This is a genomic window from Arsenophonus endosymbiont of Aphis craccivora (assembly GCF_013460135.1).
GTDB classification, from domain to species: Bacteria; Pseudomonadota; Gammaproteobacteria; order Enterobacterales; family Enterobacteriaceae; genus Arsenophonus; species Arsenophonus nilaparvatae.
Map to the genome: position 1 here is coordinate 1,182,363 of NZ_CP038155.1, position 26,550 is coordinate 1,208,912.

Here is a 26,550-nt window from a genome sequence, read left to right on the forward strand (position 1 = left end):
TGGCTTGATAAAATGATTTATTGGATGGCAAGTCAAGAGGATAGTAATAGTGGTTAATATTACCGAGTTTATGGCAAGTGTTCATCAATTTTTATCTGAACAACAAATCGATGCAGGAAGTGTGCGACAATATGAATTCCCTTTACCCGCTGATATCACATTTCCTGCTTTAGATTGGTTAGCCAGTCAGCAATTTTATCCTCAATTTTATTGGTATCATCGCGATGGTCATGAAGAAGCGGTTTTACTCGGTGAGGTAAAACATTTTAGCAACATTGCTGATGCTGAACAATTTTTACAGCAACAAACAGCAATACCAACCATGCTTATCTGGGGATTGAACGCTTGGCAGCCACTGCCGGATAAGGAATATTATGCCGATTTTGTTGGTAATGATAGCTATTTTGTTTTACCACGAATTGAGTTTTGTCATTGTCAGGAAAAGTGGATATTGGCTATCAATATTATTGATCAACAAGATCTGCCAGATGCCCTGCAATTTTTATCCAAATTGCAATCAGTCAAACCCATCTTGCCTATTAATAGCCGTATTAAGCGAATTCAACACCTTCCTGAATATCAACAATCGCACGATTTAACCACTCAGGCAGTAGAACTGATCAATAGTGGGGGTATGGATAAAGTTGTGATTGCCCGTCAAACGGATATTCAATTAACCAAACCGTTAAATCCGGCAAGTCTACTGTCGGCAAGTAAAGCGGTTAATGGTAAATGTTATCATTTTATGATGTCCTTTAACGCTCAACATACCTTTTTATCATCAACTCCTGAGCGACTTTATTATCGTAAATTTCAACAACTTTACACTGAAGCATTAGCTGGAACAGTAGTTAATTCATCAGACCCCATAGTCAGAAAAACCAATTCCGATTGGTTAATGCATGATGATAACAATCAACATGAAAATTTACTGGTGGTGGAAGATATTTGCCAAAGATTGCACAATAATAGTGAAAAAATTGATGTTTCCCCACCTGATATTATTTTATGACGTAAAATTCAGCATTTGCGTCGTCTTATTCATGTCACGTTACATCATGCTAGCGATAGCGACTGTCTATACCGTTTACAGCCAACCGCTGCGGTTGCCGGTGTACCGAGGAAAATAGCCAAGAATTTTTTACAGCAAAATGAGCCTATTTGCCGCGGTTGGTACGCAGGTAGTGCCGGTTATTTATCACTAAATCAAAGTGAATTTGTGGTTTCTTTGCGTTGTGCACATATCAATTATGATCATCTTCGGCTTTATGCCGGCGCCGGTATTGTTAAGGATTCAGATCCGCAGCAAGAATGGCTTGAAGTCGAAAATAAGGCCGCAGGTTTACAAACATTGCTAAATAGAGAAATATTTTGTTGTGAAAGTTGATATTAACAACAAAAATAATTTTTTAGCGTCATTTTATTGAACTGGAATAAGGAAAATCACGTAATTTTACTTAAAATTGTTATTATTTTATTTCTTATTTCTGCTTTAAGTAATATATGTCGCATAGTGTTTTTAACCGTCAATGGGCGGAAGTCATTTTGGAAGCATTAACCAGACATGGTTTAAGTCATGTTTGTATTGCGCCAGGCTCTCGCTCTACGCCATTGACATTGGCAGCTGCGGCACATAGTAAATTAGTTTGCCATACTCACTATGATGAGCGAGGGTTGGGCTATTTTGCTTTAGGCTTATCTAAAGTTATTAGTAAACCGGTGGCGGTTATTGTTACTTCTGGTACCGCAGTAGCTAACTTATATCCTGCTTTAATAGAAGCCGGCTTGACCGGTGAAAATATCATTTTTTTAACCGCCGATAGACCTGCTGAATTAATTGATTGTGGTGCTAATCAGGCTATACGACAAACGGCTATTTTTGCTGATCATCCAGCACAAACATTAGCATTGCCTAACCCAACACAAGCTATCAATGCACAATGGTTGGTGAGCACTATTGACAATGCGATGAATAATCTTTCTCACGGCACTTTGCATATCAATTGCCCATTTGCTGAACCTTTATATGGTTACAGCTCAGCACAAATTGACTGGTAAAATTCACTGGCTAGTTGGTGGCAATCTTCGACACCCTGGTTGATAGGTTCCAGATCCAGCTCACTAGCATTAGTTGTTGATTGGCATATTTGGCGACAAAAAAAAGGTCTCGTGATTGCGGGCAGAATGCGGCCTGATGAGGGAAAAAAAGTTGTCCAGTGAGCAGAAATGCTAGGCTGGCCAGTTATTAGTGATGTTTTATCACAAACTGGGCAACCTTTACCATGCGCTGATCTCTGGCTATCCGCAACAGAGGCAAAAAACATTCTGCAAAATGTAGAGCTAGTCGTCCAGTTTGGCTCAAGTTTAACCAGTAAACGTTTATTAGAGTGGCAAGCACAATGCCAACCAGAGGAATATTGGATTATTGATAGCATTCCCGGTCGTTTGGATCCGACTCATCATCGTGGTAGGCGGTTGGTTGGTACCGTATCTTACTGGTTAATTGCGCATCCGCCAATTAGCTGTTTGCCTTGGGCGCATGTATTGACAGAAATTGTCAATAACGTTCATAGCACGGTTAGTAAACAGTTTGCTCAACAATTTTCAGAGGCCGCTATTGCTCATCAACTTGCACATTTGTTACCGACAGATGGGCAACTTTTTGTTGGTAATAGTTTGATTGTCAGATTAATTGATGCTCTAGGCCAATTACCGACTAGTTATCCAATTTATAGCAATCGTGGAGCAAGTGGTATTGATGGTTTGATTGCTACGCTAGCCGGTGTGCAAGCTGCCAATGCAAAACCCACATTGGGGATTATCGGCGATATTTCAGCGCTTTATGACTTAAATAGTCTAAATTTATTACGTGCTTGCGTGACGCCCATGGTGTTGATTGTGGTGAATAATAATGGTGGCCAAATATTCTCTATGTTACCTCCTCCTGAGATGGAAAGAGAACGTTTTTATTGCCTGACTCATCATCTGCAATTTAAGCATGCGGCCGCTATGTTTGGACTATCTTACGCCTCACCATCAAATTGGCTTCAGTTGAAAGATACCATCAACAATTATTGGCAGCAGGGCCGCAGGGCGTTGATGATCGAATTGTTAGTAGCCGGTGATGAAGGCGCGAGAACACTCAATCAGCTTGTTAACCAGATGATGGAATTATAATGCTATATACGCGAAGATATCATGAAAAATGTGCTGGAACATGGTTAGTTTGGTTACATGGTCTACTTGGAAACGGCAGTGAATGGCTACCTATTATAGAAAAATGCGTTAATCGTCCGTTACTTACAATTGACTTACCGGGACATGGGCGCTCACCTCATATTCAATTAACCGATTTTTCTCACGTAAATCGGCTAATTGAGCAGGCTATTGGGGCTAATCAAATTGATAGTTACTATCTAATCGGCTATTCGTTGGGTGGCAGAATTGCTATGTATTACGCCTGTCAGTTTCAACCCACTAAATTAAAAGGCTTGATTGTTGAGGGGGCTAATGTTGGTTTAACACAGCCAACGGATCGCCTGCTACGTATAAAGCATGATCAGTCTTGGGCAAAACGCTTTCGATGTGAGCCAATGGATAGTGTCTTATCTGACTGGTATCAGCAAGCCGTTTTTGATGATTTATCTACCCAACAACGGCAACAATTAATTACTGAACGCAGCAATAACCGTGGTGAATATGTAGCTCATTGATTGGAAACGACTTCACTAGGTAAACAACCTTTTTTAGTCAATAAATTATTACAGCGAAACTACCCGTTCAGCTACCTCTGTGGTGAGTATGACGAAAAATTTTGCTCTATCTCACAACAATTTTCGTTACCACTTATCCGGATACCTGGAGCTGGGCATAATGCCCATCGTAGTAATCCAGTCGCTTATGCTACAGCAGTGGAGCGTTTTTTAACATTTTCTGACGGAAGGAATTGAATATGCAATGTCTGAATGAAGAACAACTTTATGCTGTTGCTCAATGGCATGATTATTCAGCCCAATTTGAAGATATTCTTTATCATAAAATCAAAGATGGAATTGCTAAAATTACAATCAATCGTCCACATGTTCGTAATGCATTTCGGCCACAAACCGTCAAAGAGATGATCAAGGCGTTATCCGACGCCCGTTACGATAATGCGATAGGTTGCATCATTTTAACCGGCCAGAGTGAGAAAGCCTTTTGTGCCGGTGGTGATCAGAAAATTCGTGGTGATTACGGTGGTTATCGAGATGATAATGGTGTTCACCACTTAAATATTTTAGATTTTCAACGGCAAATGAGGACCTGTCCAAAGCCGATTGTTGCTATGGTTGCAGGTTATGCGATTGGCGGTGGGCATGTATTACATATGATGTGTAACCATTGCTGCTGACAATGCCATATTTGGTCAAACGGGGCCTAAGGTTGGCTCATTTGATGGTGGTTGGGGAGCGTCCTATATGGCACGCATCGTTGGACAAAAAAAAGTACGCGAAATTTGGTTCTTATGCCGTCAATATGATGCACGGTCAGCACTAGAGATGGGATTGGTAAATCAGGTTGTGCCTTATGCTAAATTGGAGCGTGAAACGGTAGGCTGGTGTCGTGAGATATTAAAAAATAGCCCAATGGCACTACGCTGTCTGAAAGCAGCGCTTAATGCGGATTGTGACGGCCAGGCCGGTTTACAAGAGTTAGCCGGTAATGCAACCATGTTATTTTACATGACCGAAGAAGGGCAGGAAGGGAGAAATGCTTTCAATGAAAAACGGCAACCTGATTTTTCAAGCTTTGAGCGTAATCCATAATGCGTAAGGCGGCAATATATCAATTTAGTCTACCTATGGAAGCAGGGATCGTATTAAGCCAGCCAATCGCAGTAGAATTGATTTTATTGAAGAGCCTTGTAAAACCATGCTTGACTAATTAGCGTTTGCTCAACAAACGGGGATCGCTACTGCTTGGGATGAAAGTATGCGCGAACCTAATTTTAAACTTGAAAAACAGCCAGGTGTTAGCGCCATTGTTCTTAAACCTACCTTACTGGGTAGCTTAAATCACTGTAAGCAACTTATTGATGACGCCAGGGCTGTGGGATTAAATAGTGTAATTAGTTCAAGTCTTGAAAGTAGTTTTGGTCTAACACAATTAGCTAGAATAGCAAGCTGGTTAACACCAGAAACCGTTCCCGGATTAGATACCTTGTCTTTGTTCCAGACTCAACTGGTTCGTCAATGGCCTGAAAGTTCATTGCCATTAATCGGATTAAATGAATTATAACTAATATGGCAGAATAAATGATATTTAATCAATGGCCTTGGATCTATTGGGCAGAAAAATCGCCTGCTGACATTGCACTGATAACTGAGCATAGACAATATAGTTGGCGGCAATTGGTAGCAAAAATTAAGTGCGTTGCCGACAATCTCCACCGTCAGTTGCTTGCTCCCGAGTCGATGATCGTCATGCTAAGAGGAAAAAATAGTTTTTCTATGCTGTTATGTCAGCTGGCATTACTGCAGTTGGGGGCGCGTATTTTGCCCCTCAATCCACAACTGCCAGAGAGCACAGTAGTAGAATTAATTACCGGTTTGTCGGTTGATTATATGATTGATTTTACTGAACAACCGTTGTTTTTGCCGAAGGTAAAATTGTTATACTATCGCGCAGTAATAGCAAAATCGGTTAATCTTCAACATGGTGTTACTGGCCCGCTACCTTTTATGCCATCGCTGCCGGCAACATTAATATTAACTTCTGGTTCAACCGGAATGGCGAAAGCGGTGGTGCATAATATTACTGCTCATCTCAATAGTGCTAAAGGTGTGCTTTCGTTATTAGCGTTTGAACGTGAGGATTGTTGGTTACTTTCTTTACCTCTTTTTCACGTCTCAGGTCAGGGGATTGTTTGGCGGTGGTTATATCGAGGAGCAAGATTAGCAATAAAAGCAACCATTTCATTACCACATGCATTACAGCAATGCAGCCACGCTTCTTTAGTACCCACTCAATTATGGCGTTTATTGAAGATAAAAGAGGTTGAGCAAAAATTCAGTTTACAAAATGTGTTATTAGGCGGTGCGATGATCCCGCATGAGCTAGTCACTACGGCTAAGCAGCATGGCATCCGTTGTTGGCTCGGCTATGGTATGACAGAAACAGCCTCCACGCTTTTCGCGAAACAAGCAGATAGTACTCTAGGCGTCGGTTTACCTTTAATCGGCAAGTCTCTTCGCTTAGTGAATAATGAAATTCATATTCAGGCTGATAGTTTGGCATTAGGCTATTGGTGGCAGGGTAAAATCTTACCCTTAGCATTATAGTTAATGGTTGGTTTGTTAGCCGTGATAAAGGTACTTTTTCGGGTGGAGAATGGCGGATCTTAGGTCGATTGGATAATCAATTTTTTAGTGGCGGGGAAGGTATTCAACCCGAAGATATCGAATCGATATTGAATAGTCATCCTGATATTAAACAGAGTTTTGTCATTCCAATAGCTGATAAAGAATTTAGTCACCGTCCAGTTGCGGTCATTTAGTCTGATAATCAACAACTGGTAACCAGCTTAAGTCAGTGGTTAAATCATCGGTTAGCGGCCTTTCAACGACCTATTGCTTATTCTTTATTGCCCCTAGTATGTTAATCGATAATGCCGGCATTAAGCGTTCACGCCGCAATATAAAGCAATGGCTTTTGCAGCATCATAATGATAATAAAGTGGATTAAGATAATCTGGTGCTGGCTTTAAGGCGATAATAGATAGTAATGTATATCCTTGGCTAAATACAATTTTTAGACTGCATCAGCGTAAAAATGATCCGGAGAGGTTTTACTCTCTCCGTTTGCTAGCAAGCAATTTTATTTATGCTGTTTTTTTCGCCATTTTTCTAATGCTTTTTCAACCCCTTCACCATATTTAGGGTGTATCTTGCTAAATAGCGCAACCTGCCGCTGCTGGGTTTCAATTGAAGCTTCAACTAATTTACTGGCAATTCTGTCAAACATACGTTTATGTTCGTGTTTACTGAGCAATTTATAAAGTGATCTTGGCTGACTGTAATAATCTTCATCTTCCCGATGATTCCAGTGATCGGCTGTTCCACATAGTGTCAACGGTGGTTCTTTGAATTGAGGTTGTTCTTGAAATTGGCCCGCACTATTTGGTTCGTAAGTAACCCCATTGCCACTATTACCATCCACTCTCATTGCACCATCACGGTGGTAGTTATGAAATGGACAGTTAGCCTGTGGTTTATTTACTGGGATCTGAAAATTATTGACGCCTAACCGATAACGATGCGCGTCGCCATAAGAGAATCACCGGCCTTGTAACATTTTATCCGGCGAAAAACTAATACCTGGCACGATATTCTCTAGGCTAAAGGCGGCTTGTTCCACATCAGAAAAATAATTATCAGGATTGCGGTTTAATTCAAACTCACCAACATCTATTAATGGGCAATCTTTATGTCGCCATACTTTGGTCAAATCAAATGGGTTGTAAGGCAGTTTAGCGGCATCGGCTTCATGCATCACTTGGATTTGCAATTTCCAACGTGGATAATTTTGGCTGTTAATGGCATTAAACAGATCACGTTGTGAACTTGCACGATCTTTAGCGATAATTTGTTCCGCTGCGGCATCCATCAAATTTTCAATACCTTGTTGGCAACGAAAATGAAATTTAACCCAGAATCGCTGATTTTTTTCATTAATAAAACTATAGGTATGACTGCATATGACGGTAGGATTTAGGTATACCTCGGTCACTCATATCAATAGTTAATTGATGAAGAGATTCGGGCAAATGCGAGAAAAAATCCCATTTATAAGCAGGGTGACGTAAATTAGTGTCCGGATCACGTTTTACCACATGATTAAGATCAGGAAATTTTAATGGATCACGTAAATAAAAAACCGGTTGATTGTTACCCACTAAATCTAAATTACCTTCTTCAGTGTAAAACTTTAAGGCAAAGCCACGAATATCTCGCTCTGCATCAGCAGCTCCCCGTTCGCCGGCCACGGTAGAAAAACGGATAAATAATTTGGTTTCCTTACCTATTTCAGAGAAGATTTTTGCCCGTGTATATTGGCTAATATCATGGGTAACGGTAAAAGTACCAAATGCCCCAGAGCCCTTGGCATGCATACGGCGTTCAGGAATAACTTCACGATCAAAGTGAGCCAATTTTTCTAAAAACCAAACATCTTGTAATAACATCGGGCCTCTAGGGCCTGCGGTGATAACATTATTATTATCAACGACGGGTGAGCCTGCAGCAGTAGTAAGACCTTCTTTTTTCTCCATTACTCATCTCCAGTTTTAGTTGAAATAGATAGAAAATGTAGTTAAAAACAATTAGCCGGTGTTACATAATTTTTATTAATCTTATTAAAGTCATATCAAATAGATTATCTAAGCTAATAAAGTATATAGCCAATCAAAAATACATATTGCTGCGATATATCAGGCAAAAAATGTTTTTTACAAAATAATAATAATTCGAAAGAAAATGAAATATATTGTTGATATTTTAGTAACCAGAATAATTAGTAGCTTAGGATAACTATTTTAATGAAAAAATTTTTATTACCGGTAACAGTTGGATGTTTTTTATTCTCAGGTCATTCTAATGCCGCTTCTGTCAGTGCACAAGTAGGAAAAGATTTTACTGAACTAGCGGCTGGCATTGGCAGCAAAGGGGCAGGGTTAGTCATAAATGGCAATTGGGCACGTAGCGATCATGACGGTCAGGTAGTTAGCTTAGGGGCAATTTTTGGCTTACCTTTAGGGCCGTTTAGCGCTTATATTGGTGGAAAAGCTTATTATTTATCACCACAAGATAATAATAACGGTTTTGCCTTTGCGGCTGGTGTTGGTGCCAATTGGCAAATTATGCCATCGTTGGCTTTATATGAGGAAGTTTATGGCTCACCGCGTGATTTCACTTCGGGCAATTATGCTTATCAGGAAGCGGATGTGGGCATTAAATATGAAGTGATTAAACCATTAGCGATTCATTTTGGTTATCGTTTTATGACACTGTAAGGCAAGAGTCAGCATCCTAACAATACCATTGCAGATGGTTTTTATCTGGGTGCAGGCGTCAGTTTCTAGCTGCTTAATTGTTCGCACCATATGAATTATGGTGCTTTACTTTTTCTTTATGTTAAAAGTGTTATCCAACAGCAGGTAACATACCACTAACAATACCAATCTGAATTAAAATCACGGCAACACCACAAGTTAGCACTATTAGTAATGCGGGAGTTCCACCTTTAACCCGATAACGATTAGTTTTATTTGCTTCGATTTTTCTGACGCGCATCACCATCAAAGTTGGCAGAATGAGTGCTAAAATCGATAAAGCAACGGCTGCATAGGTTAAGGCTTGAACAAAACTGCTGAAAAATAGCGCGCAAACCAGTGGTGGCAGGAAGGTTAATAATCCACTCTGCAAGCGACCAAATGACGTATTTTTACGTTTAAACATATCGGCCAAATAGTCAAACAAACCCAGCGTAACACCTAAAAAAGAGGTCGCCAACGCCAGATCCATGAATAGGTTAACAGCAATATTTACTTGTGAAGTGGCGACGATATCATTAATTGCACTCAGTAATCCGTTTAAACCCGACCGGTTGGCTAATATACCGATAAAGTTGGTTTGTGGGATAGCTCCTAAGGTGGCTATCTGCCATAAAATATAAGCGAATAGAGGGATAGCACTACCAATAATAAAAATTTTACGTAATTTATTGATATTACCATCCATATAGCTTACCAGGCTCGGAATACTACCGTGAAAGCCAAATGAAGTAAAAATGACTGGGATCGCTGATAAGACTAATCCTTTTTCTACTGGCATAGCGGTAAGATTAATATTTTCTACGTGGGGCATCATGACGATTAGCATGATGAGCAGAAAAACAATTTTTGCGATAAACAAAATGCGATTTATCAAATCTACTGAATGAGTGCCAATACAGACAATCGTACCGCCAATAATGGTGAATAAAATAATTGCAGAATTGATGCTAATATTTATACCTGTCCAAGATGAAAGGCTATTAGCGATCAAAACTCCTGCGCCACCGATATAAGCGGTCGCTAATGAATACATCAGTAGTAGCATGCTTAAACTGGTTATCACTCTTCCAGGTAAACCAAGATAACGTTTGGCAATAGAGCATAAACCTAAATGTGCGGGGTTGTATTGATATACTTCGACTAATAATAACGCGGTATAACTCATTAAAGCCCATAACCCAATTAGCATAAGTGCAATCATGGGAAAACCAACGCCTGATGCGGCAAGCGGCATTGCCAACATACCGGCACCGATTGTTGTGCCAGCAACAATTAAAATACTACCCAGTGTGAGATTTTTCACAAGTGATCCTGAGCCTTATAGCGCTAAATTTAATATGGGGACAGAGTAAATGATTGATTATTATGTGTCAAATTAATATTACATTTTATGGAATTTTATGTTTACATTATCAGTCTGAACAGTAGTTAATTGAATGATGATCAGGCATAATATAAAAATTTGATTAGAGAGTGATAGTTAAGCTAGTTATATACCAATCATTGGAATTTAGTTATGAAAGAGAATATTTACGATCAGGATGATTTTTTTATTGCCTATAGCCAGTTTCCTCGTTCTGTTGATGGATTAAATGCCGCTGGTGAATGGCCAGTATTACAAAGTTTATTACCTAATTTTCAAGGTAAATCAGTTTTAGATTTGGGCTGTGGTTACGGTTGGCATTGTTTATATGCAGCAGAGCATGGCGCGAGAAAAGTGATTGGTACAGATATTTCGCAGAAAATGTTAAAGGTAGCAAAAGAAAAAAATCGCTTTCCTGATATCATTGAATATCGGCAACAAGCGATATAGGATATTCAGTTTGCTAATGCTAGCTTTGATCTGGTTGTCAGTTCGCTAGCATTACATTATGTCGCTGATTTGGCTCAAGTATGCCATAAAATCTACGCTTGTTTAACTGAGAAAGGCCAGTTTATATTTTCAATCGAGCACCCAGTTTTTACTGCTCATGGTTCACAAGATTGGTGTTATAATAGTTCAGGCTATAAGCTCCATTGGCCAGTTGATAACTATTTTAACGAAAGTGCGCGTTATGCAGAATTTCTCGGTCACAAAGTGACTAAGTATCATAAAACCTTAACAACTTATTTAACCAGTTTATTAACAGCTGGATTTTCTATTGCGCGACTCATTGAGCCTCAGCCGGCTGATTAATTGATGGCATGAGAGATTAGATAAGACGTCCGATGATGTTACTGGTGGTTGTTGAAAAAGCGTAAACAGTCTTAATGTTAGCGCCAGCTGGTGTTATTGATTGATATCAATATCGGTGATAGGCCGGCAACTACAGGCTAATATCTCATCTTTATCAATGAAAGCTATTGGTTTATGACGATATCCCACTTTTCCTTTTCGCAGACGAACCCGGCAGGCACCACAAAAGCCTTCCCGACATTGAAATTCAATTTGAATTTTACTCTGTTCCAGAGCATCAAGTAGACTAGTATGTTGTTCGGAATGAAAAGGGATCATTATACCCTGTGCGTTGCGCAGGGTAATTTTATAGCTTGCCATAACGGTTATAACTCAAAGTTGCCCAATTCATCGGTATCGACCTGAGCATCAATTTGCCCTACCAAGTAAGAACTCACTTCTACTTCTTGTGGGGCCACCTGAACGTTATCAGAAACTAGCCAGGCGTTGATCCATGGGATTGGATTAGAACGCGTTTTGAAGGGTAATTTTAATCCAACCGCTTGCATGCGAATATTGGTAATATATTCGATGTATGGACATAGAATATCTTTATTAAGACCGATCATAGAACCATTTGAGAAGAGATATTCTGCCCACTCCTTTTCCTGTTCGGCGGCTTGTACAAACAATTTGTAACATGCTTCTTCACACTCTTTGGCAATGATGGCCATTTCAGGATCATCTTGACCAGAACGCATCAGGTTTAACATATGTTGGGTGCCGGTGAGATGCAACGCTTCATCACGGGCAATCAATTTAATAATTTTAGCGTTTCCTTCCATCAATTCACGTTCAGCAAAGGCAAATGAACAAGCGAAGCTGACATAAAAACGAATCGCTTCTAATGCATTAACGCTCATCAAACATAAATAGAGCTGCTTTTTCAAATTGTGTAAAGAAATAATGACATTTTTGCCATTAATTGTATGATTGCCCTCACCTAACATATGGTAATAGCTGGTCATCTCAATTAAATCGTCATAATAAGTAGAAATATCTTTTGCCCGCTTTAAAATTTCGTCATTAGTTACGATATCGTCAAAAATAATTGATGGGTCATTCACAATATTACGAATAATATGAGTATAAGAGCGCGAATGAATAGTTTCTGCAAATGACCAGGTTTCTATCCAGGTTTCAAGTTCAGGAATTGAAATAAGGGGCAGTAGTGCCACGTTAGGGCTACGTCCTTGAATAGAATCTAATAGTGTTTGATATTTTAAATTACTGATAAAAATGTGTTTTTCATGTTTAGGTAGCGCTTGATAATCAATACGATCACGAGAAACATCAATTTCTTCTGGGCGCCAGAAAAAAGAGAGTTGTTTTTCAATTAGCTGCTCGAAAATAGGATATTTTTGCTGATCATAACGGGCAACGTTGACAGGCTGTCCAAAGAACATCGGTTCGTGCAATTGATCGTTTTTGGTTTGCGAAAATGTTGTATATTGGTATTCCATACGTCCTCACGTTAAATCTTACAAGCGCCGCCATCACAATCGCTGTCAGCTGATTCAATCACCTCTTCAAGATCGGCTTGGCTATCCTCTGCACCATCTCGGGTATTATGGTAATAAAGCGTTTTTAACCCATATTTATAAGCGAGTAACAAATCTTTCAGTAATTGATTCATTGGAACTTTATTATTTGGGAAGCGGGTTGGATCATAATTCGTATTAGCCGAAATTGATTGATCAATAAATTTTTGCATAATACCAACCAACTGCAAGTAACCGTCATTGTTGGGCATTTGCCATAACAGTTCATAATCATCTTTCAGGCGTTCGTATTCAGGTACAACTTGACGCAAAATACCATCTTTGGATGCTTTAATACTGATATAGCCTCGTGGTGGTTCAATGCCATTGGTAGCATTGGATATTTGCGAAGAAGTTTCTGATGGCATCAAGGCGGAAAGCGTTGAGTTACGCAAACCATATTGCTTGATATCTTTGCGTAAAGTTTGCCAATCATAATGTAGCGGTTCAGATGTTAGTGCATCTAATGATTTTTTATAACTATCAATCGGTAAAATACCTTTTGCATAAGTAGTTTCGTTCAACCATGGGCAAGCACCTTGCTCTTTTGCCAGTTCATTGGATGCTTTCAATAAATAATATTGGATCGCTTCAAAGGTTTTGTGGGTCAGATTATTGGCACTACCATCGGAGTAGTGAACGCCATGTTTAGCTAAATAATAAGCATAATTTATGACGCCAATACCTAAAGTACGACGACCCATAGAGCCTTTTTGCGCTGCAACAATCGGATAGTTTTGATAATCGAGCAGTGAATCTAATGCACGCACCGCTAATACCGCCAACTCTTCCAATTCTTCCAATGAGGTAATGGCACCCAAATTAAAGGCGGAAAGAGTACAGAGAGCAATTTCACCATTTTTGTCGTTAACATCATTTAAGGGCCTGGTTGGCAAGGCGATTTCCAGACAGAGGTTTGATTGACGAATTGGCGCAACTGTAGCATCAAATGGACTATGGGTGTTACAGTGGTCGACATTTTGAATATAAATACGTCCGGTTGACGCTCGCTCTTGCATCATAAGTGAAAATAGATCGAGCGCTTTAACGCGTTTTTGGCGTATGTTTGCGTCTTGCTCATATTTTAAATATAAACGTTCAAATTCGTTTTGATCAGCAAAAAATGCTTCATATAAGCCGGGCACATCAGAAGGGCTAAAGAGGGTAATTTCTTTACCTTTGATAAGGCGTTCATACATCAGTTTGTTAATTTGTACGCCATAGTCCAGGTGACGAACACGATTACCTTCAACGCCACGGTTATTTTTCAATACTAATAGGCTTTCAACCTCTAAATGCCAGAGCGGATAAAATAGCGTAGCGGCACCACCACGTACGCCACCTTGAGAACAAGATTTTACCGCAGTTTGAAAATGTTTATAGAACGGGATACAGCCTGTATGAAACGCTTCACCTCCCCGAATTGGACTACCTAGTGCGCGAATATGGCCGGCATTAATACCAATACCGGCACGCTGAGAAACATATTTTACAATCGCGCTAGAAGTGGCATTAATTGAATCAAGGCTATCGCCACATTCAATTAATACGCAAGAACTAAATTGGCGGGTTGGGGTGCGTACCCCCGCCATAATCGGGGTAGGTAGTGAAATTTTGAAAGTTGAGATTGCATCATAAAAACGATGAATATAGTTTAACCGCGTCTCTTTTGGATAGCGTGAAAAAAGGCAAGCTGAAATAAGGATATAGAGAAACTGGGCACTTTCATAAATTTCACCGCTTACCCGGTTTTGTACTAAGTATTTGCCTTCTAATTGCTTAACTGCCGCATAGGAAAAATTCATGTCACGCCAGTGATCCAGAAAACTATCCATCTGCTCGAATTCTTCAGCTGTATAATCTGTCAGCAGATGCTTATCATATTTACCTATTTTAACCATATGCAAAACATGCTGATATAGTGCTGGTGGTTCAAATTGGCCATATGCTTTTTTGCGTAGATGGAAAATAGCTAATCGAGCTGCAAGATATTGGTAATCGGGTGTATCAGCTGAAATAAGATCTGCCGCCGCTTTGATCATGGTTTCGTGAATATCGGACGTTTTAATACCATCATAAAACTGGATCTGAGAACGTAGCTCTACTTGTGAAATGGATACATCTTTTAGACCTTCAGCCGCCCAGGTAATGACTTTATGGATTTTATCAAGATCAATGCGCTCTTTATGTCCATCACGTTTAGTGACTAACAGACTTTGGTTCATGGGTAGATACACCTAAAGTTAACTAGCTAAATATTTATCGATCACTGCACTCAATGGTTAATAATAAAATACAAAACGGTGGGCTGTTAATAGCATATTATGTTTGTATTTTGAACTAAAATGGAGAGCAGTAAACACAATATATAGTGTTTGATTGCGTTTATACTAACAAGATAATGGCATTTGCTACTTTTATCAAGTCTATAAAAAATGGGGTTTTTAGCAATAATCGAGCGCTAAATTTTGTTAATTGGCCGATAACTCTGTGTGATAATATAAGAATATTATAATTTATGTTACCGGCAATGGTGAAAAATAAATTTAATAATGACCTACTGACTGCTGCTTTCTTCAGCAAATGTTAACAATTATTTGCATTTGACAAGTGCAACATATAATTAACATCAACATTCGAGCCTAACGAAAATTTGTTGCTGATCGGATTATAATGTAATCCGATCATATGCTGTTCTTGTAAAGAGGTTTTATCTATCCAACTGAGTAGCTCTGAAGGTCGAATAAATTTTTTTACATCATGAGTACCTTTGGGAACTATTTTTAAAATATGCTCAGCGGCAATAATTGCCAATAACCAGGCTTTTTTATTACGATTAATAGTAGAAAAAAATACATGACCGCCCGGTTTGACTAATTTTGCGCATGATTGAACGACAGACTCGGGATCGGGCACATGTTCCAACATTTCCATACAGGTAACGATATCATAAGTTTTAGGGTATTTTTCGGCATGACTCTCAGCGGTTTCCTGTAGATAGTTGATCTGCATATTGCTTTCTAATGCATGGAGCTTTGCGACTTCCAGCGGCTCTGCGGCCATATCAATTCCTGTCACCAGGGCGCCTTCTTTAGCCATACTTTCTGATAAAATTCCGCCTCCGCAGCCAATATCGAGTACTTTTTTACCAAACAGACCATTAGCCTGTTGTAGGATATAGTTTAAACGTAATGTATTAATCCGATGAAGAGGTTGGAATTCACTCGTTTCATCCCACCAACGAGTCGCAACAGAGCTAAATTTGTCGATTTCAGCTAGATCAACATTTGCCTCGCTGAGCGAATTCTTGTTATTCATCAGAAAATTTACTCCTTAATTTTTTTATTAACATAGACTGTATAATGGCATTAGGTCATTATACATGTTTTATTGATCATTATGCGTTTCCTGTTTTTATAAAATGGCGATTTTGTGGTATAATTTTACTCCTTAATGAATAAGGAGTATGAGGGACATTGGCTCCATGAGTGACATAGCAAGAGAAATTACCCCGGTCAATATCGAAGAGGAGCTGAAAAGCTCTTATTTGGATTATGCGATGTCTGTAATTGTTGGACGCGCCCTTCCAGATGTACGAGATGGATTAAAGCCTGTTCACCGTCGCGTATTATATGCGATGAATGTATTGGGCAATGATTGGAATAAACCGTACAAAAAATCAGCCCGTGTAGTCGGTGACGTCATTGGTAAATACCATCCTCATGGCGATAGCGCTGTTTATGATGCGATAGTACGTCTTGCACAACCTTTTTCAATGCGTTATATGCTAGTTGATGGGCAAGGTAATTTTGGCTCTGTTGATGGCGACTCTGCTGCAGCTATGCGTTATACCGAAGTACGCATGGCAAAAATTGCCCATGAATTGTTGGCAGATTTAGATAAAGAAACCGTTGATTTGATTCCTAACTATGATGGTACAGAGCAGATCCCTGATGTTATGCCAACGCGGGTGCTAAACTTGCTGGTTAACGGCTCTTCAGGTATCGCTGTTGGTATGGCTACCAATATTCCACCTCATAACCTTAGTGAAGTCATTGATGGCTGTCTGGCTTATATCAATGATGAAAATATTAGTATTGAAGGATTACTGGAGTATATTCCAGGTCCTGATTTTCCAACCGCTGCGATTATTAATGGTCGCCGCGGTATCATCGACGCATATCGGACGGGACGTGGTAAAGTCTATATCCGTGCACGAGCTAACGTTGAAGTTGATGATAAAAGTGGTCGTGAAACAATTATTTTCAATGAGATCCCTTATCAGGTTAATAAAGCTCGTTTAATTGAAAAAATTGCAGAATTGGTTAAAGATAAGCGTGTTGAGGGGATTAGTGCATTACGTGATGAATCTGATAAAGATGGCATGCGTATTGTTATTGAAGTAAAACGAGATGCAGTGGCGGAAGTGGTACTGAATAATTTGTATTCCCTCACTCAACTTCAAGTCTCATTTGGCATTAATATGGTTGCCTTATGTGATGGCCAGCCTAGACTTTTAAACTTAAAAGAAATTCTTGAAGCTTTTGTTCGCCATCGTAGAGAAGTGGTCACTCGACGGACTATTTTTGAATTGCGTAAAGCGCGTGAACGGGCTCATATTTTGGAAGCTCTCGCCGTCGCATTAGCAAATATTGATCCAATAATTGAACTGATCCGCCAAGCATCAACGCCTCATGAAGCGAAATTGGCTTTGATTGCTCGTCCTTGGCAATTAGGTAATGTTTCTGCCATGTTATCCAATGCAGGTGATAACGCTGCTCGCCATGAATGGCTTGAACCCGAATACGGTGTGCGCGATGGTCAATATTATTTGACTGAAACGCAAGCTCAGGCAATTCTTGATTTGCGTTTGCAAAAATTAACTAGCTTAGAACATGACAAAATATTGGATGAATATAGTGAGCTGCTAAAACTGATTGGCGCATTGCTATATATATTAACCAGCCCAGAACGGTTAATGGAAGTTATCCGTGAAGAGCTGGAAGCTGTTAAAGATCAGTATCGTGATGTCCGTCGCACCGAAATTACTGAAAATAGCGCGGATATTAATATCGAAGATTTAATTACCCAGGAAGATGTGGTCGTCACCTTATCACATCAGGGGTATGTTAAATATCAGCCACTATCTGATTACGAAGCACAGCGACGTGGGGGTAAAGGTAAGTCGGCTGCGCGTATTAAAGAAGAAGATTTTATTGAGCGTTTGTTAGTTGCCAATACCCATGACACAATTCTATGCTTCTCTAGCCGTGGCCGCCTCTATTGGATGAAAGTTTACCAATTACCCGAAGCTAGCCGTGGCGCACGTGGACGACCAATAGTCAATTTATTACCGTTAGAACAGAATGAACGTATTACCGCAATTTTGCCGGTACGTGAATTTGATGATGGTCATTATGTATTTATGGCAACCGCGAGTGGTACAGTTAAAAAGACATCACTAAAAGATTTTAGTCGTCCCAGAAGCGCCGGCATTATTGCAGTTAATCTTAATGATGGCGATGAGCTGATTGGCGTTGATTTGACTGCTGGTAAAAATGAGGTAATGCTTTTCTCTGCTGGTGGTAAAGTTGTTCGTTTTGCGGAAAATGCGGTTCGTCCTATGGGACGTACAGCAACGGGTGTTCGAGGTATTAAGCTACAAGCTGGCGATAAGGTCGTTTCGCTGATTGTACCCCGTGGTGAAGGTAATATTTTAACCGTTACAGAAAATGGTTATGGAAAACGAACCGAGCAGAGTGAATACCCACCAAAATCTCGAGCTACTCAAGGTGTTATTTCCATTAAGGTTAGTGAACGTAATGGTAATGTGGTCGGAGCAATTCAGGTAGAAAAAACTGATCAAATCATGATGATCACGGATGCTGGTACCTTGGTGCGTACCCGAGTTGTAGAGGTTAGCATTGTCGGTAGAAATACTCAGGGTGTCACTTTGATTCGTACTGCTGAAGATGAAAAAGTAGTTGGTTTACAACGCGTTGTTGATCCTGAAGAAGAGGAAGATGATAACCAAACGTTAACAGAAGATACAATCAGCGTAAAAGTAGAGCCTGATATCAATAACGTAAAAACTATTTCGCTTAATGAGTGATAAATTAGTTTTGTCTGAGCGGGCACAGTAGGTGCCCATTTTTACACTTTATGTCAATTCATTATTAGTGATAACTTTTTATTATTCCGCTTATCGTATATGCTTTACCATTGATACACTTCTTTTATAGTTAGGACAGTGTTTGAGATATATATCTTCATTTAGAACGTCATTGAAAATTTCTCGCTATTTGTTCCGTACTCTCGGCGTCATGCTGTGGGCAATGGGAGCTGTAATCACACTTTTTTATCTATTTAATATCTTTAATGAAGTTAAATCTGATATACATCAACAGTATTCATCTACTTATGACAGTATGGTTGAATATGTGCCTTATATGGATAAAACCCTGCGATCAATCCAATATATGATAGATAGCCATATCGAAAAATTAGCGCAAGATCCTAATTATACGCCTGTCTTGCCAAAACAACTTAATTTCACCTACTTACCCCTAACGGCAGATGCTGATTGTAGCAAATTGCATGAAACATCAAAGATTTACTTAGTCGCATTTAATCAATTATTCTCTTTTTGGCGAAATAATATTGTGCCACCACAAGGTTTAAAAACGGTTTTTATTGTTGGCCCAGAAAGTAACTGCATGATTGATTTGGCTATCCGAAACAGTATTACCAGTCTTCAATCGTTTAAAAAAATCATCCATGAAAATATGCGGACTTATATGAGCTTGAGGGCACAAGGCAGAGAGCAAAATATTTATTGGATCACACCAGCGTCGGGAACTGATAATGGCTCTTTCTACATATTAGCGCCTATTTATGATAAAGGGACTTTGATTGGTCTAATTGGTTTAGAACGTTCAATACGCTTGGAGCAATTTAATTTACGCTATGAAAGGCCAATTATTACCTTCGTTTTAAATGCAAATAATAGATTAGTATTACATTTTTCTTATGATAGTAATTTAAGATCTGATGATTATGTTTATCAGTTAGAAAACTTTCATTTTGGCTATGATAATGATTTTAGTCGATTAATTTATAAAAACCGCTTACTACCTTCGTTATTAAGTGTTGTTTTTTCTGTACCTATTAGTGATATTCTTAATGAATTTAAGCTGTCAATTATAAACGGCATTCTGTTAAATATAATCTCATTTATTTTAATTACTTTTTTGATCTGGCTATTAGAAAGGAAGATGTTATTACCAGCAGAAGATAATGCCATTCGTTTAGAAGAACATGAGCAATTTAATCATAAAATAGTGGCGTCGGCGCCGGTTGGTATCATTATTTTACGTCTTGTTGATGGTGTTAATATATTGAGTAATGAACTGGCCCATGATTATTTTCGATTATTAAGCCATGATGATAAAACCCGCATCGTATCAATTATTCAAGATAAATCTAGTAGTTATATTGATGTTGTTACTACCAGTCATACCCATTTACAAATAAGTTATGTTATTTCTCGTTATCAAAATAAGGAAGTGGCCATTTGTGTTTTGGTTGATATTAGTGCCCGTGTTCAGATGGAAAAATCTTTACATAATATGGCGCAGGCATCAGAGCAGGCCAACCAAGCCAAATCTATGTTTTTAGCAACCGTTAGCCATGAATTACGAACACCACTTTATGGCATCATTGGTAATTTAGAGTTATTGCAATCTTATGAATTGCCGATTCAAGCTGATCGCCTTTTGACGACAATGGATCACTCTTCATCATTATTATTAAAAATAATTAATGATATTTTAGATTTTTCAAAAATTGAATCTAAGCAACTTAATATTGATCCAGCACCGTTTAATTGTCGTGAGGTTTTCTCATTTATTATTTCTAATTATATTCCGCTGATAGGTAAAAAGGGTCTTTCGATTTATTACTATATTGATCCTAATGTGCCCGATATTATTAATGCCGATTCGGTTCGAGTACAGCAAATTGTTTCTAATATTCTCAGTAATGCGATTAAATTTACAAAAACTGGTTTTATTCTGTTAAATATTTTCATAAGAGATTTTTATATTTATATTGAAATTAGGGATACTGGGATTGGTATGCCTGATAATATATTAATGCAACTTTTTGATCCTTTTTTTCAGATTAAAGTTAATAATGAGAGTTTTTCCCAGGGCACTGGTTTGGGGTTACCTATTTGTGAAAAATTAATTAACTTAATGGATGGCGATATTGAAGTTGACAGCCAGGTTGGTATAGGTAGTAGTTTTACCGTTAGGCTACCTTTGTTTGATAGTGAATATGTGGTTTGTCTCCACCCAGAATATCGGCAAAATTTTCGTATCGGTCTGTATTTTTTAAATCATTACCTGCGAGATTATCTACAAACTTATTTAGACTACAATGGCTTTAAGATAACGACAGTTTGCAATGAACACCATAAAGATAAAATATATGATTTGATTATTACTGATTATGAAGGCTTGGTGGCTGAAAGCAAATTTACACTTAGGCTATTTTCAACTTTTATCGGTGAACCCCAGGAAAATGCGAAAAATGATTGGTTTCATAATACTTACCAACTTGATAAATTAGATGGTTTTATTGATCAATTAGTGATGGAAAATGGTGAGCAAGAGGTTGTTAATCCATCTTCAATAATGTCGCTACCAGATAAAAAATTATGTTTTCTAACGGTATTGATTGTTGATGATCATCCAATTAATCGGAGTTTACTGGCTGATCAGCTGAAATCAATAGGCTTTAATATAGTACTTGCTGAAGATGGGCTAATCGCTTTGGATTATGTTCGACAAAATAATATAGATATCGTTTTGACAGATGTAAATATGCCTAATCTCGATGGCTATGGTTTGACAAAGTTAATTAGAGAAGAAGGTTATGCGATACCGATTGTTGCTTTAACGGCTAATGCCATGGCAGAAGAAAAGCAGCGTTGCTTAAGTGTAGGAATGGATGACTGTCTATCCAAACCGGTTACATTAAAAAAATTAAATCAATCGCTATTGAAGTGTTGCGATGTTAGTATATTAGCAACACAAGAAAATAATGATTAGATACTATTTTAATATTCAAATGATTATTAATTTATAAAAACAGGATGGAAAACCGATTAACCTTATTCATGGCTTTGTTGAATAAATCAGAATTAGCCGCCAGGATGGCTCCCTCTGCTACAGCTGTTATCCGATCCTGACGCTGTGTGGCATACCCAACAACGTCATACGGTTCAGCGCTTTGACCATCGCCATTGCTTCACCTACCTGAGCCTCATAGTCACGCAGCCTCAGATGGCCACCCAGCAAAGTTTTTATGCGGAACATCGCTGTTTCTGCCACTGAACGCCGGTGATAACCCACTTTCTTTTTCCACATATCATTACTCCTGCTCAGACGCTGATTCGCCACCGCATAGTTACGTTCATGGTACTTGTCCGGCCAGTATTTCGCTCCGCTTCGCGGCGGGATAAGGGGCCTGATTTTCTTTCTTAGCAACGCATCGTGGCAGTAACAGGCGTCATAAGCACCGTCTGCTGACACTTCCCTGATTTTCCGGTGGGTTTGGTTAATCAGGCCCGGCAGTGCCTGCGCATCTGTCGTTCCGCTGAGCGATAAGTCGGCACAGATAATCTCATGAGTCACACTGTCTGCTGCCAGATGAAGCTTGCGCCACACTCTTCGTCTGTCAGCCCCATGCTGCCTGACTTTCCATTCACCTTCGCCAAAGACCTTCAGACCGGTACTGTCGATGACCAGATGCGAGATTTCACCACGCGTTGGCGTTTTTATGCTGATGTTGACGCTCTTTGCTCGTCTGCTGACCAGCGAGTAGTCCGAACAGCACAGCGGCTAAGACATGAGTTTAAAAATCGAATCAACGAAGCCCTGTAATGCCCGGAGCGACAGGTTAAACACACGCTTCATCATCAGGACAGTGGTAACAGCCATATCGCTGTAGTAAAGCGGCCGGCCACGACCTTCAGGCGAAGAACTGTCAGTCCATCCAGCGATGGCCGACTCATCAAGCCAGACCGTCAGGGAACCGCGTTGTCTGAGTGCCTTGTTGTACGCGGGCCAGTTGGTAATTTTAAACTTTTGCTTTGCCATGGGGACCTGATGTTGAAACGAATTTAGCGATCAGCTCCGCCAATCACCTAAAAGTTCGATTTATTCAACAAAGCCCTTATTCATTGCACATAAGATTAGGATCAATCAGTTTTTTATTTGTATCATATTACTAGTTAATTTCTTTCTCAATTGTGACTGAAGAAAGATAATTTAATAATGCTATATCATTTTCAACACCGAGTTTTAACATAGCCGACTTTTTGTGGCTACTAATTGTTTTAATACTTCGATTAAGTTTTTTTGCAATTTCGGTGACTAAAAAACCTTCCGCAAATAGGCGCAACACTTCACTTTCTTTTGGCGATAAACGTTTATCGCCATAACCATTCGCATTAACTTTCTCCAATAATTTCGATACATTTTCAGGAGTGAATTTTTTTCCTTTTTGTAAAGCTGATAATGCCTTTGGTAAGTCAGCAGGAGCGCCTTGTTTCAATACGATGCCTTCGATATCTAAATCTAACACAGCACTGAGTATTGCGGGATTATTATTCATGGTAAGGACTATTATTGATAGGTTAGGGTAGTGGCGTTTAATGTATTTAATTAATGTAATTCCATCACCGTATTTATCACCGGGCATCGAAAGATCAGTAATTAGAATATCTGCTTTAAGTTTGGCTATATTATTGATAAGAGATGTGGAATCTTCAAATTGACCAACCAAATTAATTCCCTCGATTTGCTCAAGAGATTTTCGTATACCAAATAGTACAATAGGATGATCATCAGCGATAATGACATTAAGGTTATTCATTTTATTGGTTGCCCTCTGGCATTAGTTTTTTGATAAAGATATCAATATCTCTAATGCTATTTAAAATCTCCAATTCATTATTATCTGCTATGTGCTGTTCTAATTGCTCACATGCTTTTTTAAGAAGCTCAAAGTTCAGCATAGCAAAAACACCTTTTAGTCTATGTGCTATATCTTCTAGTTTTTTTAAGTTACCTTTTTCTTGGTTAGTATACAGCTTATTAATATCTATAGGTACTGTAGTAAGGAATAAATTAAGATAGTCACTATCAGAAAGCTCTTTTTTATAATCCTCAAGGATTATAAGGTTTGAAGTATTGTTATGATTGATGATAGTAAATATTGATTTATCGGTTGATTCTTGCTCCGCAATCAAATTATCTTCGATTAAGATATAAATTGCATTAATAAGTTCATCATTAAAATTGAAATTACATTTTATCAAATTTTGTTTTACTACTCTATAATTAATAATATTATCAACAAGGTAAATTGTCGGTTTATTATATTCTGTTTTATGATCAGTTATAAATAAATCATAGGATGAATGACAATTATTTTTAGCCATATCAGAATAATTAGCGCCATAAGTCATTAAATGCTGCTGGATAATTTTATGAATTTCAGGATTTCTAATATCAAGAAGTATATTAATACCATCAAGAAGTGGTAATGACTTGGAACTTTGTTCATTTTCTAATTCTAAGGGCAATGTCACTGTATAATGAGAACCGATTCCAACTTTACTTTTTATGAAAAATTCACCTTTCATACGGTAACATAGCTGATGACATAGATAAAATGTCATTCCTGAATTGGATAGGGTTCCGTCATTATTTGTTGAACTAGCAAAAGGCATGTGGATATTTGCCAGATCCATAGCATTAAGTCCTATACCGCTATCAATGATCTCGAGGGATAGTCGTTTAGTTGCATAGTTTAATATGACAGTAATTTTGCCAAAATTAGTTGTATTGATTGAATAACTCAATAGAAGTGAAATTATTTTAAATAAAGCGTTATTATTTGTGGTGATGTGTTGTTCATAATTTAAATTATTATGATAGTAAAGTGAAAGACCTTTGTTGATAAGCAGTGATGTTTTTTCTTTTAGTATTTTATTCATCATCTCAGCGATTGAGACAGGTTTAAATTCATTTGGTTGCTCTAATTTCCATTCACCAGATTCAATGGTATTAAGTAAAGTGATATTATCTATCCAGTTAACAATATAATGTGTTCTAATTAATAATTCATTAATTAAATATTTTATGTTGTGCTCATCAGAGGTTTGTTTGATTTGGTTAATAAGACTATTAATTTCTATAATGGGAGTATGGATCTCTTTACACATGTTAGACAACATCGAGCGTCGGACTTGAATATTTTTTTCATGCTCATGTTTAGCCATTAGTAATTTTTTATTTGTTAGTGCTTCTTTATCTTGATCATGAATAAAAAACATATAAGTATTATCTAATAATTGATTATTAAGTAATTTTATTTCATAAATAGTATCTTCAATTGAAATTTGAATAGCCCCATGATGCTGGATTGCCATGTCACGAATACGTATCAAGTCCATATGGGGTAAAAGTAATTCAGCTATTCCATTACTCATAATTTTGCGATTGGTTGTGAAATTATAAAGTAGAAAACCAATAGGAATATTTGAAATAATATAGTTGCTAATTGTGTTTGTAATTTGTATCTCGTGAAACATATTTTGGTTAGGGGCAACAAAACGTGTCCTGATATACAAGCTGCCAACAATAGAGATGGTTGTAAAAAAACAAATGGCGATTATGGCCCACAAATTATTATATAAAAGATCCCACAAGATATCTTTAATTGGTAATTGATATACTAGCCGGTAAGTTGTTCCAGGAATGGGTTGGGTAAATTTTAGTGAGAGACCATTAAATTTAATATCAACTAGGTTTCCATTGTTGTGTATTATGTCATTTGAAAAGGTAATTGATAAGTATTCAGGATTAATATTTTTTGAGAGTAATAAATTTATGGGTAATTCAAAAGTTATAATGGTAGTCAATTGGCCTGGTGAGTTGAACATTGTGCGGTAAGTATAATAGTATGAATTATCAGGGCGTGTAAGATGAATATTTGACAAGCTTTCTCGTTTGTCTATAGCCGATGATAATGTCAACATCTCAGAGCGTTTTTCTTCTGCGGTTAAAGTTAAATAACTCTCTTTATAGCGAATCTCTGGTTTTAATATCGAATGGGTAGTTACCAGCAAAAGTGTATTATCAGGACCATTGAGATAGTACATCGAGCTGTATTCATGTTTAGCTCCCCAGATTATGCCCATATAGTTAGATAGTTTATAGGCCCGATTAATATTAGTATTATTTTGCCTGCCAAAAATAATGGCATCGACATGACGCTCGTAGTTATTGATCCAAAAAATATCAGGGCGCAATTTTATGGGTAAGGGGGTATCACTCTTAGTTTCATCCCCGCCATCGTTTGCAATGTAATAGAGTTGATTTGCGTAATAACGGTAATCTTCAATTTCATATTCAAGTTGTTTAGTGATGTTACTGAGCGCATTTTGACTATTATTGATCCAATTATGAAAGTAATTGTAGGCAAATAGAAATAACAATAATACAAGCGAGCTGATAAACATTATACAAAAGCGGGTTAGTGATGAAAGTTGTAAGGTTGGTTGTTTATAATCCATTGGTAGAAGAGGCGCCTTTTTATTAAACATGAAGAAAAAAATTAGTATGTTGATT

At 38.2% G+C, this 26,550-nt stretch carries 13 protein-coding genes and 8 pseudogenes; 12 read left to right on the forward strand and 9 right to left on the reverse strand.

Translation table 11 applies throughout. The features are described 5' to 3' along the window. The first annotated feature begins 70 nt into the window (after window positions 1-70). The 7 genes and pseudogenes from E3U36_RS12585 to E3U36_RS13195 all read left to right on the forward strand — a co-directional run bounded on the left by E3U36_RS12585 (window position 71) and on the right by E3U36_RS13195 (window position 6,535). Window positions 71-1,387, forward strand: a pseudogene (locus E3U36_RS12585) (isochorismate synthase). A gap of 116 nt (window positions 1,388-1,503) precedes the next feature. Next, window positions 1,504-3,177, forward strand: a pseudogene (gene menD / locus E3U36_RS06260) (2-succinyl-5-enolpyruvyl-6-hydroxy-3-cyclohexene-1-carboxylic-acid synthase). Beyond that, window positions 3,177-3,950 (forward strand): annotated as a pseudogene (menH, locus tag E3U36_RS06265) (2-succinyl-6-hydroxy-2,4-cyclohexadiene-1-carboxylate synthase). The pseudogenes menD and menH overlap by 1 nt, the downstream one beginning before the upstream one ends. A gap of 2 nt (window positions 3,951-3,952) precedes the next feature. Then, window positions 3,953-4,805, forward strand: a pseudogene (gene menB / locus E3U36_RS06270) (1,4-dihydroxy-2-naphthoyl-CoA synthase). A gap of 52 nt (window positions 4,806-4,857) precedes the next feature. After that, window positions 4,858-5,277 (forward strand): annotated as a pseudogene (menC, locus tag E3U36_RS06275) (o-succinylbenzoate synthase); the annotation flags it as partial. A gap of 17 nt (window positions 5,278-5,294) precedes the next feature. After that, entirely contained in the window at window positions 5,295-6,320 is a 1,026-nt protein-coding gene (locus E3U36_RS06280; RefSeq protein ID WP_369412958.1) for an AMP-binding protein, read from the forward strand. A 68-nt stretch (window positions 6,321-6,388) separates the two neighbouring features. Beyond that, the gene (locus E3U36_RS13195; protein ID WP_369412959.1) at window positions 6,389-6,535 is read left to right on the forward strand and encodes a hypothetical protein; all 147 of its coding nucleotides are present in this window, start codon (window positions 6,389-6,391) and stop codon (window positions 6,533-6,535) included. Between the two features lie 320 nt (window positions 6,536-6,855). On the opposite strand, the pseudogene E3U36_RS06285 reads toward E3U36_RS13195, so the two are convergent. Next, window positions 6,856-8,308: pseudogene (locus tag E3U36_RS06285) on the reverse strand (catalase). A gap of 267 nt (window positions 8,309-8,575) precedes the next feature. Between E3U36_RS06285 and E3U36_RS06290 the strand changes: the two are divergent. Beyond that, entirely contained in the window at window positions 8,576-9,049 is a 474-nt protein-coding gene (locus E3U36_RS06290) for a YfaZ family outer membrane protein (RefSeq protein ID WP_369412960.1), read from the forward strand. A gap of 130 nt (window positions 9,050-9,179) precedes the next feature. Here E3U36_RS06290 and tyrP read toward each other — a convergent pair whose 3' ends face one another. Next, window positions 9,180-10,334 carry a tyrosine transporter TyrP gene (gene tyrP / locus E3U36_RS06295; RefSeq protein ID WP_439647285.1) on the reverse strand — a complete coding sequence of 385 codons (1,155 nt, stop codon included), beginning with the start codon at window positions 10,332-10,334 and terminating at the stop codon, window positions 9,180-9,182. Between the two features lie 273 nt (window positions 10,335-10,607). On the opposite strand from tyrP, the pseudogene E3U36_RS13545 reads away from it, so the two are divergent. Next, window positions 10,608-11,267, forward strand: a pseudogene (locus E3U36_RS13545) (class I SAM-dependent methyltransferase). Window positions 11,268-11,360: 93 nt separating this feature from the next. Here the strand turns inward: E3U36_RS13545 and yfaE are convergent. The 4 genes from yfaE to ubiG form a co-directional block, all read right to left on the reverse strand. Then, a complete protein-coding gene (gene yfaE, locus E3U36_RS06305; protein ID WP_180817454.1) occupies window positions 11,361-11,627 on the reverse strand; it encodes a class I ribonucleotide reductase maintenance protein YfaE in 267 nt (88 codons plus the stop codon). A gap of 5 nt (window positions 11,628-11,632) precedes the next feature. Further along, entirely contained in the window at window positions 11,633-12,769 is a 1,137-nt protein-coding gene (gene nrdB, locus E3U36_RS06310) for a class Ia ribonucleoside-diphosphate reductase subunit beta (protein WP_180817455.1), read from the reverse strand. Between the two features lie 11 nt (window positions 12,770-12,780). After that, the gene (gene nrdA / locus E3U36_RS06315; protein WP_180817456.1) at window positions 12,781-15,072 is read right to left on the reverse strand and encodes a class 1a ribonucleoside-diphosphate reductase subunit alpha; all 2,292 of its coding nucleotides are present in this window, start codon (window positions 15,070-15,072) and stop codon (window positions 12,781-12,783) included. A 361-nt stretch (window positions 15,073-15,433) separates the two neighbouring features. Beyond that, window positions 15,434-16,165, reverse strand: coding sequence for a bifunctional 2-polyprenyl-6-hydroxyphenol methylase/3-demethylubiquinol 3-O-methyltransferase UbiG (ubiG, locus tag E3U36_RS06320; protein WP_180817457.1), 732 nt, complete (start codon window positions 16,163-16,165; stop codon window positions 15,434-15,436). Between the two features lie 166 nt (window positions 16,166-16,331). On the opposite strand from ubiG, the gene gyrA reads away from it, so the two are divergent. Continuing rightward, complete coding sequence (gene gyrA, locus E3U36_RS06325) at window positions 16,332-18,959, forward strand: DNA topoisomerase (ATP-hydrolyzing) subunit A (RefSeq protein ID WP_180817458.1); 2,628 nt, start codon at window positions 16,332-16,334, stop codon at window positions 18,957-18,959. 142 nt (window positions 18,960-19,101) lie between these two features. After that, on the forward strand, window positions 19,102-21,960 hold the full coding sequence (rcsC, locus tag E3U36_RS06330; RefSeq protein WP_180815863.1) for a two-component system sensor histidine kinase RcsC: 2,859 nt from the start codon (window positions 19,102-19,104) through the stop codon (window positions 21,958-21,960). 126 nt (window positions 21,961-22,086) lie between these two features. Here the strand turns inward: rcsC and E3U36_RS06335 are convergent. After that, a pseudogene (locus tag E3U36_RS06335) lies at window positions 22,087-23,010 on the reverse strand (IS5 family transposase). Here E3U36_RS06335 and E3U36_RS06340 point away from each other — a divergent pair. After that, window positions 23,004-23,144, forward strand: coding sequence for a hypothetical protein (locus E3U36_RS06340; RefSeq protein WP_180815864.1), 141 nt, complete (start codon window positions 23,004-23,006; stop codon window positions 23,142-23,144). The pseudogene E3U36_RS06335 and the gene E3U36_RS06340 sit on opposite strands and share 7 nt — an antisense overlap. Here E3U36_RS06340 and rcsB read toward each other — a convergent pair. Both rcsB and rcsD read right to left on the reverse strand, forming a co-directional pair. Continuing rightward, complete coding sequence (gene rcsB / locus E3U36_RS06345; RefSeq protein ID WP_180815866.1) at window positions 23,141-23,788, reverse strand: response regulator transcription factor RcsB; 648 nt, start codon at window positions 23,786-23,788, stop codon at window positions 23,141-23,143. The genes E3U36_RS06340 and rcsB overlap by 4 nt on opposite strands. A gap of 1 nt (window position 23,789) precedes the next feature. Then, window positions 23,790-26,525, reverse strand: coding sequence for a phosphotransferase RcsD (rcsD, locus tag E3U36_RS06350; RefSeq protein ID WP_180815868.1), 2,736 nt, complete (start codon window positions 26,523-26,525; stop codon window positions 23,790-23,792). Window positions 26,526-26,550: the final 25 nt, after the last annotated feature.